Annotated in this window: 14 protein-coding genes; 4 read left to right on the top strand and 10 right to left on the bottom strand. The window is 55.5% G+C overall.

The window, feature by feature from the left end:
- Positions 1–48: 48 nt before the first annotated feature.
- Positions 49–1,365 carry a D-amino acid dehydrogenase gene (locus VN114_RS01400; RefSeq protein ID WP_325511229.1) on the top strand — a complete coding sequence of 439 codons (1,317 nt, stop codon included), beginning with the start codon at positions 49–51 and terminating at the stop codon, positions 1,363–1,365.
- Positions 1,366–1,492: 127 nt separating this feature from the next.
- Here VN114_RS01400 and VN114_RS01395 read toward each other — a convergent pair whose 3' ends face one another.
- Positions 1,493–2,002, bottom strand: coding sequence for an Lrp/AsnC family transcriptional regulator (locus VN114_RS01395; RefSeq protein WP_325511227.1), 510 nt, complete (start codon positions 2,000–2,002; stop codon positions 1,493–1,495).
- Between the two features lie 160 nt (positions 2,003–2,162).
- Between VN114_RS01395 and VN114_RS01390 the strand changes: the two genes are divergently transcribed.
- Positions 2,163–3,302 carry a branched-chain amino acid ABC transporter substrate-binding protein gene (locus tag VN114_RS01390; RefSeq protein WP_325511225.1) on the top strand — a complete coding sequence of 380 codons (1,140 nt, stop codon included), beginning with the start codon at positions 2,163–2,165 and terminating at the stop codon, positions 3,300–3,302.
- A gap of 74 nt (positions 3,303–3,376) precedes the next feature.
- Here VN114_RS01390 and VN114_RS01385 read toward each other — a convergent pair whose 3' ends face one another.
- Positions 3,377–3,682, bottom strand: coding sequence for a c-type cytochrome (locus tag VN114_RS01385; protein WP_325511223.1), 306 nt, complete (start codon positions 3,680–3,682; stop codon positions 3,377–3,379).
- A 159-nt stretch (positions 3,683–3,841) separates the two neighbouring features.
- On the opposite strand from VN114_RS01385, the gene VN114_RS01380 reads away from it, so the two are divergent.
- Both VN114_RS01380 and VN114_RS01375 read left to right on the top strand, forming a co-directional pair.
- Positions 3,842–4,063: a TIGR04438 family Trp-rich protein gene (locus VN114_RS01380; RefSeq protein ID WP_325511222.1), complete on the top strand. Its 222-nt coding sequence runs from the start codon at positions 3,842–3,844 to the stop codon at positions 4,061–4,063.
- A gap of 227 nt (positions 4,064–4,290) precedes the next feature.
- Positions 4,291–5,430, top strand: coding sequence for an aminotransferase class V-fold PLP-dependent enzyme (locus tag VN114_RS01375; protein ID WP_325511220.1), 1,140 nt, complete (start codon positions 4,291–4,293; stop codon positions 5,428–5,430).
- 172 nt (positions 5,431–5,602) lie between these two features.
- Here the strand turns inward: VN114_RS01375 and VN114_RS01370 are convergent, their stop codons facing one another.
- From VN114_RS01370 to sbnA, 8 genes are read right to left on the bottom strand one after another with little or no spacing between them, the layout of a single operon-like run.
- Positions 5,603–6,793: a type III PLP-dependent enzyme gene (locus tag VN114_RS01370; RefSeq protein ID WP_325511218.1), complete on the bottom strand. Its 1,191-nt coding sequence runs from the start codon at positions 6,791–6,793 to the stop codon at positions 5,603–5,605.
- A gap of 8 nt (positions 6,794–6,801) precedes the next feature.
- Positions 6,802–7,557, bottom strand: coding sequence for an HpcH/HpaI aldolase family protein (locus tag VN114_RS01365; RefSeq protein WP_325511216.1), 756 nt, complete (start codon positions 7,555–7,557; stop codon positions 6,802–6,804).
- Between the two features lie 2 nt (positions 7,558–7,559).
- Positions 7,560–9,335 (bottom strand): IucA/IucC family protein, encoded by a 1,776-nt coding sequence (locus VN114_RS01360; RefSeq protein ID WP_325511214.1) that lies wholly within the window; start codon positions 9,333–9,335, stop codon positions 7,560–7,562.
- Positions 9,316–11,061 carry an IucA/IucC family protein gene (locus tag VN114_RS01355; RefSeq protein WP_325511212.1) on the bottom strand — a complete coding sequence of 582 codons (1,746 nt, stop codon included), beginning with the start codon at positions 11,059–11,061 and terminating at the stop codon, positions 9,316–9,318. Before VN114_RS01355 ends, VN114_RS01360 begins: the two co-directional genes overlap by 20 nt.
- A gap of 21 nt (positions 11,062–11,082) precedes the next feature.
- Complete coding sequence (locus VN114_RS01350) at positions 11,083–12,288, bottom strand: MFS transporter (RefSeq protein WP_325511210.1); 1,206 nt, start codon at positions 12,286–12,288, stop codon at positions 11,083–11,085.
- Positions 12,288–14,069 carry an IucA/IucC family protein gene (locus VN114_RS01345; RefSeq protein WP_325511208.1) on the bottom strand — a complete coding sequence of 594 codons (1,782 nt, stop codon included), beginning with the start codon at positions 14,067–14,069 and terminating at the stop codon, positions 12,288–12,290. The genes VN114_RS01350 and VN114_RS01345 overlap by 1 nt, the downstream gene beginning before the upstream one ends.
- 5 nt (positions 14,070–14,074) lie before the next feature.
- Entirely contained in the window at positions 14,075–15,094 is a 1,020-nt protein-coding gene (sbnB, locus tag VN114_RS01340; protein ID WP_325511206.1) for a 2,3-diaminopropionate biosynthesis protein SbnB, read from the bottom strand.
- Entirely contained in the window at positions 15,091–16,095 is a 1,005-nt protein-coding gene (sbnA, locus tag VN114_RS01335) for a 2,3-diaminopropionate biosynthesis protein SbnA (RefSeq protein ID WP_325511205.1), read from the bottom strand. Before sbnA ends, sbnB begins: the two co-directional genes overlap by 4 nt.
- Positions 16,096–16,166 lie beyond the last annotated feature (71 nt).

Genomic DNA, 16,166 nt, shown 5'->3' with positions numbered 1-16,166 from the left:
CGATAACTTTTTAAAATTCAGTTATCGAAAAAACGTTGGAAGCAAGTAATGAAAGTAATCGTTCTGGGCTCGGGCATCATCGGCACTGCCTCTGCGTGGTTCCTGAACAAGGCCGGTCATGACGTCACTGTCATTGAACGCCAGCCTGGTGCTGCGCAGGAAACCAGTTTCGCTAATGGCGGCCAGATTTCGGTTTCGCACGCGGAACCGTGGGCCAATCCTGCCGCACCGAAAAAAATCCTGAAGTGGCTGGGCAAGGAAGACGCGCCGTTGCTGTTCCGTTTGCGTCCGGAATTGCTGCAATGGAAATGGGGCCTGCAATTTCTGCGTGAATGCACGGCTGCGCGTACTGACGACAACATTCGCCAGATCGTTTCCATCGCGGAATACAGTCGCCAGACGTTGCAGGCGTTGCGCGCGGAAACCGGCATCGAATACGACCATTTGACGCGCGGCATCCTGCACTTCTATACCGAACAGAAGGATTTTGACGAATCACTGCGTGCAGCTCACCTGATGCGCGAACTCGGCTGTCCGCGCGATTCGATCACGGCCGATGACGTTGTGCGCATCGAACCTGCGCTGGCCGGCATTCGTCATCGCATCGTCGGCGGCGACTTTACCGAAACCGATGAATCCGGTGACGTCTACAAATTCACCAACGGGCTCGCAGCGAAAGCGATTGCAGCCGGTGTCGATTTCCGTTTCAGCACCACCGTCACGCGGCTGATTACCGAAGGCAGCGGCGCGCATGCCAAAGTCACCGGTATCGAAGTCATCGATGCCGAAGGACGGCACCGAACGCTGCATGCAGATGCTTTTGTGATGGCGATGGGCAGCTTCTCCGTGCCGCTGCTGAAGCCGCTCGGCATCGACCTGATGATCTATCCGGGCAAGGGATATTCGGCGACCTATGCAGTGAAAAACCCTGATGCGGCACCGACCGTCTCCCTGACCGATGACGGTTACAAGCTGGTGTTGTCGCGCCTCGGCGATCGACTGCGGGTGGCGGGCACCTGCGAACTGAACGGTTATTCGCGTGAGCTGAACATGACGCGCTGCAACGCGATTACGCGTCGCACGCGCGAACTGTTTCCCGATGCATGCGACTACGACAATCCGACCTACTGGGCCGGCCTGCGTCCGCTGACGCCGTCGAATGTGCCGTATATCGGCAAGACGGCATTCAGCAACCTGTTCCTCAATACCGGCCACGGTACGCTGGGCTGGACGATGGGTTGCGGCTCCGGTCGCGCGATTGCAGAAATCGTCTCCGGTCGCAAACCGGATCTGGACTTCCGCTTTACCGGCATGCCGTATCATCCGTCCGGTCGGATTGCGACGACGCAATCGGTTACTGCATGATGCATTCCTCGCAGGCTGGAAGCTCTCCAGGAAAAAACGGCGCACCGATCATTCGTGCGCCGTTTTTGTTTGGAGCGATTGTGCTGCCATGACAAGGCATCCGTAATCGGATGCCAATTCTTTTTACTCACTTCCTCGTTTTTACCTGCACTTCCATCGCCTTTTCGTCGAATGCGATACGTGTATCAAACTTCGCCCGCTTCATCGGAAAGCGCGACTGGAAGTGCCGCACATTGCCTGAACCGGAAATCGCGCGTCGCACGAACTGATAGTAGGCATCCATGTCAACCACATGCACCACCAGAAAATAATCGTAGTCGCCGGACACGAAATAGCACTGCATCACTTCCGGCTCCTTGTTCATGCGCACCTCGAATTCCTGCATGCGTTCGTCGGCCTGATTTTCGAGCGAGACTTCGAGAAAAGCGAGCATGCCGTAACCCAGCGCGAACGGATCGATCATCGCCACATCGGCGTTGATGATGCCCGCCTCGCGCATGTCGCGGATGCGCCGCAGACAGGTCGGCTGAGAGACATGCACCGCATCTGCAAGATCGCGAGTCGGCATCTGATTGTTCTTCTGCAACAGATTCAGCAATTTGCGATCAACCTTGTCGAGCGTATGAAGTTTTGGCATGGTCATCTCAAGCAGTAAACGTACAAAATGCTTTGCGTCGCTTTTCGAATGTTGTAAGGTCCGGTTTCAAATACATGAACTTCGGATCCATCCATCGACAGCGCATTGCAGCCAGTGTTGCAGTTACGCTTGTTTTTGACAATCCTCAGGAGAAGAATATATGCAGTTCAAGATGATTTCACTGGCAGGCCTGATCGCCCTTGCACTGGCGGGCACGGCTTCGGCGCAGGAACAGGTCGTGCTGATCGGCAGCGTGGCGCCGACCACCGGTTCCGATGCCCATATGGGCAAGGATAACGAAAATGGTGCGCGTCTCGCCGTCGAGGAAATCAATGCCAAAGGTCTCACGGTCGGCGGCAAGAAAATCAAGTTGCAACTGATGGCGGAAGACGATGGTGCCGATCCGCGTCAGGCGACCAATGCAGCAACCAAGCTGGTCGATGCGCACGTGGCGGCCGTGGTCGGCCATCTGAACTCCGGCACCACGATTCCCGCTTCGCGCATTTATGCCAATGCCGGCATTCCGCAATTGTCGCCTTCGGCCACCAATCCCAAGTACACACAGCAAAACTTCAAGACCGCATTCCGTCTCGTCGCCAATGACGCCAAGCTCGGCGGCACGCTCGGTCAGTATGCGGTCAAGACGATGGGCGGCAAGACCTTTGCCATCATCGACGATCGCACTGCCTACGGCCAGGGCGTCGCCGATCAGTTCGCCAAGGCCGTCAAGACTGCCGGCGGCAATATCGTGGCGACGCAGTACACCAACAACAAGGCAACCGACTTCAACGCCATCCTGACCTCGATCAAGGCGCGCAAACCCGACATCATTTTCTTCGGCGGCATGGATGCGGTCGGCGGCCCGATGCTGCGGCAGATGCGCCAACTCGGTATCAACGCCAAATTCATGGGCGGCGATGGCGTCTGCACCGGCTCGCTGCCAGGTCTTGCCGGCACGGCGATCGGCAACGACCAGATCATCTGCGCCGAAGCCGGTGGCGTACCTGAAGAACGTCGCAAGGCCGTCGACGACTTCCGCGCCAAATACAAGAAGCGTTTCGGCATCGATGTGGTCTATACCGCGGCTTACGCTTACGATGCGACCTATACCGTGGTCGACGCAATGAAGCGCGCCAACTCCACCGATCCTGCCAAATTCCTGCCGGAACTGGCAAAGAGCAATTACCCTGGTGTGACCGGCAATATTGCCTTCGACGCCAACGGCGACATCAAGGACGGCATGCTGACGATCTACACCTACCGCAACGGCAAACGGGAGTTGGTGACCGTCACCAAGTAGGCAAGCCGTACGCGAAAATGCAGACAAAAAAAGCGCTTCAATCGAAGCGCTTTTTTGTTTTCAGCGAAGCGGACTTACTTCAACGTCAAAATCCATTTCACCAGCGTATGCGCTTCCGCGTCGCTGACCTGCGTATTTGCCGGCATCGGGATTGCTCCCCAAACGCCGCTGCTGCCCTTCATGACTTTCTGCACCAGCTTGTCTTCCGCACCTTTTTGACCGGCATATTTCGCCGCCACATCCTTGAAGGCCGGACCAAGCACCTTGTTGTTCACCGAATGGCAGGCCATGCAATTCTTTGCCTTCGCCAGATCGGCATTTGCCATTGCGACATTCGATACACCTGCCATCAATACGCATACCAACAGAAAACGCTTCATGCTTTTCTCCATACGATTAGTTCGCGGCCATTCTATCCTGTTTCCGCTACGGGACACGTCATGTCAAACAGGAATGCAACGACCTGTTATCGCGAACGCAGCGTCAATTGACCGTTGCATTTTTTCCACCTATGCTGCTGCGGGAAAAGGGGGAACACCATGCCGCTCATTATCATCATCGTCCTGTTGTCGGTTCTGAAATACCTGGAAGTCGGACCTTTGGAAAACTTCTCCTGGTGGTGGATCGCCCTGCTGTTCGGCATTGCTTTCATCTGGTTCGAATTCGGCGAACGCATCTTTGGCATGGACAAACGCAAGGCACACGAACAGATGGAAAAAGCGCGCCAGGAACGCGTCAGCAAAACGTTCAAGAAAAAGTAATTCCGGGCAGTGCTCTTATTCTTCGTCAACCATGTCCAGGCATCGCCGGATGCCGAATTTGCCACAATGACAATAAAGTGAGCCTGCGAGCTGACTCGGCATTGACGATCCAAGCTCAAGAAGCCGGCAAGAGGTAAAATCTACCCTTTTCGGCATTCGTGCCTTTCTTTGGTCTGATCGGTCAATCCTGTTCAGGCCGAATTCGATTCTTTCTTGCTGGAGCAAACGTGCCTGGTCTACTTCCCAACGTCGATCCCGACGGTCTTCTCGAATATTCCGTCGTCTATACCGATCGCGCGGTCAATCACATGTCGCAACGCTTTCAGGGCGTCATGCGGGATATTTCGCGGACCTTGAAGCAGGTCTATCACGCACACTCGGCAATCGTCATGCCCGGCAGCGGCACCTTCGGCATGGAAGCGGTCGCACGTCAGTTCGCCACCGGCAAACCTTGTCTGGTACTGCGCAACGGCTGGTTCAGCTATCGCTGGAGCCAGATTCTGGACGCAGGCAGCATTCCTTCCGGCACCACGCTGTTGAAGGCACGCCCGCTCGACAATTCAGCACAGGCTGCCTATGCGCCAGCGCCGATCGAAGAAGTGGTTGCCGCCATCGAGAAAAACAAACCTGCCATCGTGTTCGCGCCGCATGTGGAAACCGCTTCCGGCATCCTGCTGCCCGACGATTACATGCGACAGGTTGCGGACGCAGTACATGCAGCCGGCGGCCTGTTTGCCCTGGACTGCATCGCCTCCGGCACAATCTGGGTCGACATGGAAAAAACCGGTGTCGACATCCTGATCAGCGCACCACAAAAAGGCTGGAGCGGCTCCGCGGGTTGCGCCTTCATCATGTTGAGCAAACTCGCGCGCGAACGCATCGAATCCACGCAAAGCACCAGCTTTGCCTGCGACCTGCGTAAATGGCTGCAGATCATGGAAGCGTACGAACAAGGCAATGTCGCTTATCACACCACGATGCCGACCGACGCACTCACCATCCTGCGCGACACGATGAAGGAAACCGAAGACTATGGCTTCGACAAGGTCCGTGCCGAACAACAGGAACTGGGCGATCGTGTACGCGCACTGCTGGCCGAACGTGGCTTCAAGAGCGTCGCGGCAAAAGGCTTCGAAGCGCCGGGCGTCGTCGTCAGCTACACCACCGACGACGGCATTCAATCGACCAGAAAGTTTGTTGCAGTCGGCCTGCAGACTGCCGCCGGTGTGCCATTGCAATGCGATGAAGGCCCTGACTTCAAGACCTTCCGCGTCGGCTTGTTCGGATTGGACAAACTGCACAATATCGATCGCACCGTGGCGAACCTCGCCAAGGCACTCGACATCATATCCGGGGAGAAAGCATGAACACAAAATGGAGAATCATCCTGACGATTTTTGTCGTCGCCATATCGGCAATTTCCTTGTATGTGAATCCGTAACAGCACAACCATTGGAGCAAGCCGCAAGCTGCCGAGAAAAGCCGCATGCTAAGATCAGATGCAGCTCTTTACTTTTCATCCACACTCGCTGTCCTTATTCAATCGTACAAATAACACCGTTCCGGATGAGGATGGCTTAGAAAGTCGTGATGCGAAATGTGCCAGCCATAAGCCCCTGCCAGCAAAAAGACGATGCAGTCTCCTGCACGGATTTCTTCTACATGAACGTCGCGCGCCAATGTATCTTTCGGCGTACATAATTCCCCGCACAACGTAATCTGCGCATCCTTGAGGCCGGGTCGGTCGAACGGATACTTCCATTTATCCCTCCGAAGTACAACAAAAGGATGATTGTGCTGCCAAGAGGCCGGTAACCGGAAGTGATGTGAGCCACCGCGCAGAATTGCGAAGTTCTTGCCGTGCGTCGTTTTAACGTCGGCCACTTCGCTCAGGTAATAACCGCAGTCGGCGGTAACGAAACGACCGCATTCGAAAACAATATTCAATTCCGGCGTGTATGTTTCGAACAACCCTGCGAGACCTGTACAGAATCCCTGCCAGTCGAATTGATTATCGAGTTCGCGATAATTGACGCCGATTCCGCCGCCGACATTCAGCCAATCGAACTTGATTCGATGTTCCTTCTCCCAGAAAGCGGCCAAATTCAGGTAGTGCTGCAACAGCAGCAGATGATTGTCCGCATTCAGGTTATTGGACAACGCGTGGATGTGCAGCCCCTTCAGGTGAATGCCGGGCAGACTCATGCTCAATGCAATCATTGAAGAAATCTGTCCCTGATCGATGCCGAACTGGGTTGCCTCGCCACCCATCCTCAGCGTCGCTTCGGTATTTGTCGGCATGGTGGATGGGTTGACGCGAAGCAGGATATCGACCACCTTGTTGCGGGAACAGGCAATCCAGTTCAGCCTCTTTAATTGGTGTTCGCTCTCCACGTGGATCAACATCACATCGTGCAATATGGCGCCCTCAAGTTCCGCATCTGTTTTGCACGGTCCACCGAAAATGATCGGGACATTTTTATCGACTGCCCGTACTTTTTCGATTTCCCCCAGCGATGCGACTTCAAATCCATCCAGTCGGTTATTGATCGCACCCAGTACCTGTGCATCGCTATTGGCCTTCACCGCATAAAACATTTTGCATTGCGACGGCAATTTTTCACGCAGGTATTCGGCGCGCTTTTCCAGATGCGGAACATCGTAGAGATAGGCGCAAACCGGCGAATCGGCATGCAGCCCAAGATAGTTGTGCAATATGTCCCGTCTCATATTTCCTCTCATGTTTCGTCTCTCTTTTCTCTGTACTGCGTCAAATGCGCGTTCATTGCCCGACGGGCGATGCCGCGATCGTCTCCAACGATAAACAGTCGAATACCTTCGCTCGTCGCTGCTTCGAAATCCTCCGGCGCGCGCGGCAATGCGCAAAATATTTTTCCGTTTTTCAGCGTGGTTTGCCGCACTTTTGCCATCCCGGATTGCACCAATGGATGCCGTGTTTGCCAGACGACACCAAGATCCTGCGAGAGATCTGCTGCGCCTTCCAGCAGAATATCGACGCCCACCGTTGCGGCGATTTCGTCGGCATTTTCGACACCAATCAGGTCCTCTATCATCGCGATCACCAGGGTGTCGCGCGACATGTCCCGCACCGCGACGGATAGATCGTCCCGTCCATAACCGCTATGGAAAGTACTATTCAGGCCGCGGCTGCCGAGTGGCGCAAAATGGCACGACCGTACTGCTTCGATGGCCTGCCGCCGAGACTGAATGCGGGGAAATACAATGCCTTCCGCTCCGTTATCCAGCGCCTGTTGCGCCTGATAGGGCGCAGCCACTCTGACCAGTGCCGGGATACCTGACGCACGCGATGCCATCAGCATGAAAGAAAGCTGTTCCGGACCGATCAAGGCATGCTCAAGATCGATCACCAGAAAATCGTAGCCGGCTGCGGCGATCAATTCCACGGTCAATGCCGCCGGTGTAGAACAGAACAATCCATACAAGTAGTCGCCGCGACTTATGCGCTCCTTCATCCTCATGCCGAGGCTCCCCGCGGCGCCAAAGGATTAGAGGCTGCCCGCGTTCTCAATCTGATTTCAGGTTGAAAGCGCCGGCTTGCCAACAACTCGACATCGATCTCGTGAACGAAACAATCGAACAAGGCATAACGATCCGCCAATTCCGGATGCCGCTTTTGATAATCGTTGATGACGGAAGCAGCAACGGCCCAGAACCGGCCTTGTTCCATTTCATAGAAACGTTCAAATATCCAGGCAAGCTCTGCAAGGCTGACAAACAACAATGCATCGAGCGTGAAGTCGCGCAGTTCCGCCGCATCGTCCGTTTGTATGAAGGAATTCGGATTGACGCGCGCATGTTCGATGGGCGGCGACGTCAATACTGGTGGCACCCCCGATAAAAACTTTCCACTGAAGCGCACACCATCGTGAAAATCCTTGAGCGCCACGCGCACCGGCAAACCTTCGGTGTGCAGCAGGATCATGTTTTGTGCATGCGATTCGAGCGCCGTGCCATGCTTCCACAGCAGATACAGGACTGGCAGCCATGCACGTTCAACGAGCGTCTGTAACCAGGTTGTGGCGCCGTATCGGCGAATCCACGGGTCGATGAACGGAAGGCCGTCTGCATCGACATGCAGGATTGCCGTCATGGGGACGGCTGTTTCCTCCTTCGACAAATGAATATGGATACTCTCTCTCCAGATACAGGAAAGTGCACCATACTGCCCAGCCGAAACGGCACGCGGCGCATAGTTGATACCGGCAATCTCGCGCAGGATGACCGGGCGCGCCATTGGTTCCGGCCAGTCGGAGCGCGCAACCAGTTCTTTCAACCAGTCGCTGATGGGTGCCGCATTCTGTACCGTGTGCGAGGCAAGCACGCGGGATGTCGAGGTGTTGACCAGATTCATCGCCAGCTTTAACGACGGCCGTTGCGGATGGCTTCGGCTGCCCAGCGTTCTGATGGATTGCTGCGGCATATACTGTTCTTCCATGACGCCGACGACGTGGATATCGCCGCATGCCATTGCCTGATGAAACCCGGGCGCGATAATCTCCTCCCATTGCCACGGATGCACCGGCAGCGGGAAATAATCCTGTTCGTTCAATCCGCTGCGAGTCAGCTCCGCCCGATATTCCCGATGGTCGCTATCGGATAACAGGAAAGCCGTCACCGATTCCGATGCAAAATCGTTGCTGAACGACGATTTGCTTTTATCCCGTTTGACCGCCAGCAAAACCGGCAACAAGGTATCGGCTGTTTCCGGTCCGTACGCCGCGTTGTCTGCGAGCGTAAAACCGAGCCGCGACTTGTAGCTGGGGTGATAAGGATGGGCATCCGTCAAGCGCGCTTCCAGAACATCGTACGCCTCTCCGCGCAAGACCTTGCCGTGACGCGCGAAGAGCGAATGCGCATCCTTGATCTGCGTCGCCAGCAATTCGGCGGCAAATTGCTCAAGCCGTCCGGGCTCCGACGTCAACAGTTCCCTGACGTCTTGCAGAAACAAGGCCGGATCATTTGCCTCGCCGACATTGCCTTGTTCATCGACGCGCAGAATGTCGCTGACAATCCGTATCCGGCCGAAACTATCGGTATGTTGCAGTCGGCATCGATAGCTGACGGGCTGTCGATCGTTTCCACTGCCGGTCAGAACCAGTTCGCCATCTGCCTCCGGCGCTGGCAATGCCCGTTCGAATAACAATGCCTCCAGCAATTGCCGCAACACGCGGCGGCCGGCCGTGCGATAGGCCTGGCTCGCAATCAGCTCTTTATAAGTATTCGTTTGCATTTTGGTTTTTCAGTGGATTGTTGATGAAGATCCAGGCCGGGGCTTCGCCATGTTGATGGAAGCTGCTCAGCATGTTTGCCTTTGCCGGCAATGTCGGCTGATCGAGTAATGCATTGACCAATGGAATATGCAATGCAGCGAGCTGCTTCGATGCTTCCTTCCACAATGCGTCTTCGCTGCAGATGCCCAATCGGCCAAGGCATGCAACGACATGTCCGACATGGTTGACGAGCACGTAATACTGGAAGCGATGCCACGCCTCTTCGTCGCCATACAGCGCAGGGCTATCCGATGCCACGCGATCGAGGAATGGAAAACGCTCGCGGCTGATGCTTGTTCCTTCCATGTCGCGCGCATAGCCGCGTGCAGGCCACCCGTCCGCAAAACCGACCATCGTGTTTTGCAAATGGGCTTCCAGGCTGATGCCGTAATCGAAGAACAGCCGTACCAATGGCATCAACGTCACATCCAGATAACGCCGCCACCACATCTCGATCAAGGACTGATCGACTTCACGGTTACCGGCCGCCTGCCGCAAGACTGCATGCAACGGCATATCGCCATCCGCCGACTCTTCCAGCAAAGCGGCAACGACATGGATGTCTTCCGCCTCTTCCTGCGTCATCGCCTGCCGGTAGATCACCGATGATGCTGCACGCAAACCTCCGTCTTTCACCTTGATGGTCTGGCTGCCGATTTCCGGCAGGATGTAAAAAGCATCGTTCTGCGTGCGGTCGAGGGGAAGAAGACCCAATGCCTGGCTTGCATCCAGTGCCCGCTTCACATGCTCGTCCGGATTATTGCGAATGAAATTCGTGATACGGATATTCAGCGAGAGCTTCAGGAACAGATTTTGTCTTGGCAGCCAAACTGTGCGCACCGACGATGTCGGCCATGCTGTTTCCCCCTGCGGACCCAGGGCGACCATCTCTCCCGCCTTCAACAGTTTCTGGATATCGGGTTGTGCGAGCAGATATTTCGCCTGCCAGGGATGACAGGGCAGCAAGCGGTATTCTCCGTCGACCAACAGATCGGCGGCGAATTCCAGTGCCGCGGAATCGACCGGCATCGTTTTGCGACCGACACCGCGTGTGTCCAGCAAATCGGATGCGACGGCAAAATAAAACAGCTTGAACGATGCTCCCAGTTCCGGTGCATAGTTTGCAAGATCTTCGTCGCTGAATCCCTCCGACGCCTTGGACGTCACATGAAATACATGACCGAAGCGCAGTCCCTGCTCCGATGCCATGAAGCGCGATCGGGACGGCATCTCGCCGCTATCGTGAAAACGTCGAACTTTCGCAATACTGTTACGCATCAAGGATTGCAGCCTCGTCATGCAGTCCTGCGTCTTCGATGTAGGGTCAGTGCTTTTTGCAGCAAGTTCCGTGGCAATCAGGTCGGATAATTGTGCCGCATCGTTCAAATGCGACCATTGACCGTCGTCCCTGTCGATCCATACGCAAGGAGCAATGCGGTGGTATCCCATTGATGAAAAGTGCGTGAATGCACCGGCCAGCCGAGCGTCCGTGCCATCCAGTCGCACCATGAACGGCATGAGCCCCGCATTTTTCCAATGGGGTTGTTCCAGCCGTATCGGCATGGCATCGAACGCGGCAGCCTCTATCCGCGGATCAACGCAACCGGTTTCCCTGCAGTAGATATTTAAATATTGCTCGACCAGACGACGATCGATTGCATCGAGTTGCGGCAGATGAGAAAACATAAAGCTCCTTGATAAGGTTCCTTAGACATGCCATGAGAACAGCCGAAAATGAGCAGGGCGCCAAATCAGCAAGAACGCTGCGAAGAAAAGAGAAGCGACGATCCACAACAGGTAAAGCGGCGCTACGAACGGCACGGCCGCCGCTATCAAAAACGGGCCGATCAGTTGCCCGACCACCATGAAGCTGCGGCTTATGCCGGTCACGTGACCGTTGAGTTCTGCCGGCAGCAAGGTGATGCATGCCAGCAGCATCGATTGCATCAGCGCGGCATAACATGCGCCCTGCACGATGCGCAGCAAGGCAATCCACCAAAGCTGTTCCGCCGTCATCATCAAACCGACTGTGAATGCACAAACGAATGCGGCGATTGCAAAATGCCGACGTGCGCTGCCACGATCGTTCAAATGTCCCCACAGAGGACCACAGAGGAAGGTTGCCAGCCAGCCCAGTGAATGGAGCAGGCCGATGGTGCTGCCCAGAGCGGGTAGCGCCGGATACTTTGCTTCCATGAAGAGTGCGAAGGCGTTGAGCAGAGCAAATCCTGCTGCTTGAACCAGACAGGCGGCGCACATCCAATTTCGTATTTCTGTACGGCGAAAAAAAACGAACGCATGCTCCACGACATTGCCATCGTCGATCGTTCGTCCGGTGTGCGCCGGTTCATGCAAACGGCTCCACAGGATCAATCCGACTGCGCCAGTCGCTATTGCACTGGCAAACAGCATCGGCCTGAGCGACCAGTAGTCCAGTATCAAGCCGCCTGCCAAAGGGCCGAGCAATGCACCTGCTGCAATCGCACTTTCCTGCAGGCCGAAGCTTTTTCCCTTTTTGCCGACATCGCTTACATGGCCGATAAATGCCGTCAGCACTACACCGATCGTGCTGAAGCCTTGCAGGATGCGGCCGAGAATGAAACAGGCAAGGCTGGTGCTTGATGCCATCAACAACATGCTGGCGACAAAGAGCAGAAGAGAAACCAGCAATACACGCCGGTATCCATATCGATCGCAGAACCTGCCGGCGAACGGCGCGCACAGCAATGTGCCGACGGCAGGCGCCGCCAGCGCAACACTGCTCCATCGCACAACGTCCGCCTGCGTCTGATCGGCCAGTGTCGCGATATACAACGGCATGATCGGAACCAGCATCATCAGACCGAAAGTTGTCACGGCCTGACAGAGCAGCAGCAAGGCGAGACTGCGCGAATTCTGCGTGCTGAAGCGCATCAGGCTTCCACGTTGATACGTAATGGATTGTGGATCCATCCCATCATGCTCGGCATGCCGGTTCCGAAATCCTTGCGTTTCAACAGAGGTGCCAGCACCTGTTTGAAAGGCCACTCCTCGGCCTCCAGCAGTAAATGACGGACTTCATCGCCGACATCGGCCGGAAAGGAAATGCGCTCGAGACTCTCCGATAAAACATCGGCCATGATTTGCCATCCGTACGATTCCGGGCACTGGTATTTCTGCGCGAGCGCGGCGAGGATGGCGTACAGGTTGACTTCCAGAACCAGCGTCTGAAAATAAGCGAGAAGCTCCTGTGTCGTTCCCAGTTCCAGTGTATTCGGTGTCGTCCGATCGATTGCATAAGACGGCGGATTGACGCCGTGCGCTTGCATGAGAGACGGACAAATGCGCAATGTGTCGTGGTCCCTTAACAGCAGGCCTTGCATTTCCCTGCCGCGGCAAATAAGGACGAGGTTCTGCCCATGCAATTCGGGCATCACGCCATATGAAAGACAACGCAGGCCTAGTTCGACAAGAAGCTGCACGATGTCGCGGAACAGCGTCCATGCTTCTTCCTGATTCGCATTGTCTCCCAGAAGATAATCGAACGCGGGCAAACTACCGTCTTGCACGCGTACCGGGAAGGCCGCCATCGGGATCAGGACCGTCCCCGGCAACTCCGGATACTTGCGCAGCAGGCATGCCAGTTCACCCTGGCTGGAAATCAGCGAGGCAACATCGGGCGGCTCGCTCGTATACGCCCACCACGAATTTTCATCGCACAACTGCATATGCGCAGACAGCCATTCGTCCCGTTGCCGTAGCGACTGGAGACAAACGCTGGCCAGCACGGCGTTGTGCAAGTAACGTGGCGGCAGCGTCCTGACTGCGCCGAGCGTGTTGACGGACAAGCCCAGTTTGACGTGCGCGTCGCCCACTCCTTCGACGATCAGGGAACGCAGCGAAGCCGTCGACGTTGCCGAGCCGCATGTCACCTCCATGTCGACGCATTCGTCGAAGAACGAAGATTTCTCCGAGTGCAGCCATCTCCATTGCCACGGATGAACGGGAAGCCATAACCAGTCTTCGTTTTGCAGATGTTTTTTTTCCGCAATCTGACGCAAGGTCGCAAACTGCAACCGGCTGAGCAATGTCTCGGCCGGTCCCTGTCCGCTGTCGGCATTGCCTTGCATTCTGTCGCGCGGTACGGCAATCCACCTGAGCTCGAACGATTGCATTGCAATCGGCATGAATGGAGAAAAATCGTTGACCTTGCCGTCGATGGTTTTTCTGCTCCAGTCCTTTGCAAAAGCCAATGGATGAAAAGGGCGATCTTTCAGGCAGCTCAAGATTTCCCACCCCAGCATTGCCTGCGGCGTTTTCCACAATCTTTCAACGATGGCCGGTTCGCGTGATGCGATGCTTTCCGCCTGTTGATAGGCGAGATCGAAGAAGTGCTTGAAGCGGCCCTGATCGTCCGTCCACCACGATGCGTCCTGCAAACGACCGACGGCTTCGCGCAGCGTTACCGCGGTCTCGCCTTTTGCGGTCGACCATTCCGGCAACGCATGCGATACACGGAAGGGGCGCAGTCCATCCGCTCTTGTGCCGCGCCAGCGCAACGCTTCCGCATCGCCCAGGGCAATGACAAGATCGCTTGCCTGGCCCGGCCCATCTACAAAACGGCAATGATCCGGAAAGTCGTAAAGGCTCTCCAGCCATAACGCATCGATCAGATCCTGCGCCAGTGCCTGCTCAAACGATAAGAGGCTTGCCATGCAAATCAACCGTACAAGGGAAGTTGTGTACCGACCTTGCCACTTTGCGCAAGGTGATAGAAATGACGGGCACATACCAGATCGTCCAGCGCCATTCCCATTGGATTCAGCAGAATGATTTCGTCGTCCGATTCCCGCCCCGGCTTTTTGCCGATCACGATTTCGCCCAGCTCGGCATGTAATTTCTCGCGACTGAAACGCCCTTCCAGCACGAGCTGGTTGATGATCTTCTTCTCGCGATTGGACTGATCCCAGTCGTCCACAATGACCTTGTCGGATTTTTCGTAAACCTCCTTGTGCACGTCCATGATGGAAACATTGCTGACGAACGTACCCGGTTTGAGCCATTCGAACGACAGATAAGGTGCATCGGCCACCGTCGCCGTGACGACAACCTCCGACGCCTGTACCGCATCTTTTGCGGAAGCGGACAGGACGAAAGACACTGTCGGGAAATTCCCGGACAACTCTTCCTTCAGTTTTTCCGCTGCCGTTTTCGACAGGTCGAACAGATACACGCATTTGATCGACGCGAATTGCTCAACCAGTGTTTGAATTTGCATGCGCCCGATGGGACCGCAACCGATACACGCGACACTGGCGAATCCTGATCGTGCAAGATACTTTGTTGCCACGGCAGTGATCGCTGCGGTACGCATGCCACTGATCAGGCCGCCCTCCATCAACGCGATCGGATAGTTTGTTTGTGCGTCGTTGAGGACGATGACGGCGCTGGCACGTTCCAGGCCATAGCTGGCGGGATTATGCTGGCGACTGCCGATCCATTTCAGCCCGGCTACCGGCTGCTCGCCGCCAACGTAGCAAGGCATGGCGATGATCCGGTCCGCGATATGATCCGCGCCATCCCAACGGAGATATGGTTTCAACGGTTGCACATATTCGCCGCGTGCATGCGCGGTCAGTCCGTCGTTGATCGCATCGACGTAAGGTTGCGAGCTTGCTCCGCCAAGCGAAACGAGATCTGCGCGGCTCAGGTAAAGAAGAGAGGGTGTACCGGTATTCATGCTGTTTGCCCCACTGGATTGGAAAGAGTGTGTGATGTGCTGCGCTGCAGGTGACGTTGCCTCACCTTGACGAGCCAATCGTCGTCATAGACCGTATCGAGATAGCGATCGCCGCGATCCGGCAGAACCGTCACAATGCGCGCCGGGCCGGTGAGTCCCGCGCAAAGCCGCTGGATGGCGGCAATGACCGAACCCGATGAGCCGCCGGCGAAAATGCCTTCCTTGTCGACCAACTGCCGACATGCGATTGCCGACTCGTAGTCGTCGATATGAATGCAACTTGGAATTTCATCCCGCTTTAGCAATTCAGGCACCCTGCTTGCACCTATGCCGGGCAAGTCGCGTGGCGACGGAGGTGTGCCGAACAGGATTGAACCGACTGCATCGACAGCAACGATGTTCATTCGCGGCCATTCTCTTTTTAGCCGGCGAGAGATGCCATGCAAGGTGCCGGAAGTGCTGACCCCGAGAACGAGATAGTCTGCCGGCCGGTCGAGTTGACGGAGAATTTCGTCCCCTTCGCCGTGGTAGTGGCTTTGCCAGTTGAGGTCGTTGGCATACTGGTTGATCCACACCATATGTGGGTTCTCACGCAACATGTGCTTGACGCGATTGATCCGCGTTTCCAGATAACCGCCCTGCGAATCCTTCTCGGAAACCATTTCGATTTCCCCACCGTAGCAGCGGATGATGTGAAGATTCGTGGGAGATATCTTCGGATCGATGATCGCGGTAAACGATAGTCCGTGCAATTTGCAAACCATTGCCAATGCAATGGCGAGGTTGCCGGAAGAGCTTTCGATGATGTGCGAATTTTTCTTGATCGTTCCATCGACGAGACCGCGCTCGATGATGTAGCGCGCGGGTCTGTCTTTTACGCTGCCGGCAGGATTCATCAATTCCAGTTTTGCAAAAACCTGGTGTTGTGGATTTTTGAAAAGACGCGATAGCCGGACCAACGGGGTATCGCCGATGTGCTCCAGAATGCTTTGAGAAATCATGTGCAGCCCTTTCGTTGAATTTTTAAATACAAACCAGAACGATTTGTATTTACTAAATTAATGAAGCAAAG

Source organism: Oxalicibacterium sp., assembly GCF_035565035.1.
Lineage (GTDB): Bacteria > Pseudomonadota > Gammaproteobacteria > Burkholderiales > Burkholderiaceae_D > Oxalicibacterium.
Note: the sequence above shows the minus strand (reverse complement) of the source record. Positions and strands in the feature narration are given on the sequence as shown.

Coding starts and splice junctions, on each gene's coding strand:
- VN114_RS01345 (WP_325511208.1), bottom strand. CDS start 14,069: ATGGCAAGCCTCTTATCGTTTGAGCAGGCACTGGCGCAGGATCTGATC.
- VN114_RS01395 (WP_325511227.1), bottom strand. CDS start 2,002: ATGCCAAAACTTCATACGCTCGACAAGGTTGATCGCAAATTGCTGAAT.
- VN114_RS01370 (WP_325511218.1), bottom strand. CDS start 6,793: ATGAGACGGGACATATTGCACAACTATCTTGGGCTGCATGCCGATTCG.
- VN114_RS01350 (WP_325511210.1), bottom strand. CDS start 12,288: ATGCGCTTCAGCACGCAGAATTCGCGCAGTCTCGCCTTGCTGCTGCTC.
- VN114_RS01385 (WP_325511223.1), bottom strand. CDS start 3,682: ATGAAGCGTTTTCTGTTGGTATGCGTATTGATGGCAGGTGTATCGAAT.
- VN114_RS01380 (WP_325511222.1), top strand. CDS start 3,842: ATGCCGCTCATTATCATCATCGTCCTGTTGTCGGTTCTGAAATACCTG.
- VN114_RS01400 (WP_325511229.1), top strand. CDS start 49: ATGAAAGTAATCGTTCTGGGCTCGGGCATCATCGGCACTGCCTCTGCG.
- VN114_RS01360 (WP_325511214.1), bottom strand. CDS start 9,335: ATGCAAACGAATACTTATAAAGAGCTGATTGCGAGCCAGGCCTATCGC.
- sbnB (WP_325511206.1), bottom strand. CDS start 15,094: ATGAATACCGGTACACCCTCTCTTCTTTACCTGAGCCGCGCAGATCTC.
- VN114_RS01365 (WP_325511216.1), bottom strand. CDS start 7,557: ATGAAGGAGCGCATAAGTCGCGGCGACTACTTGTATGGATTGTTCTGT.
- sbnA (WP_325511205.1), bottom strand. CDS start 16,095: ATGATTTCTCAAAGCATTCTGGAGCACATCGGCGATACCCCGTTGGTC.
- VN114_RS01355 (WP_325511212.1), bottom strand. CDS start 11,061: ATGTTTTCTCATCTGCCGCAACTCGATGCAATCGATCGTCGTCTGGTC.
- VN114_RS01390 (WP_325511225.1), top strand. CDS start 2,163: ATGCAGTTCAAGATGATTTCACTGGCAGGCCTGATCGCCCTTGCACTG.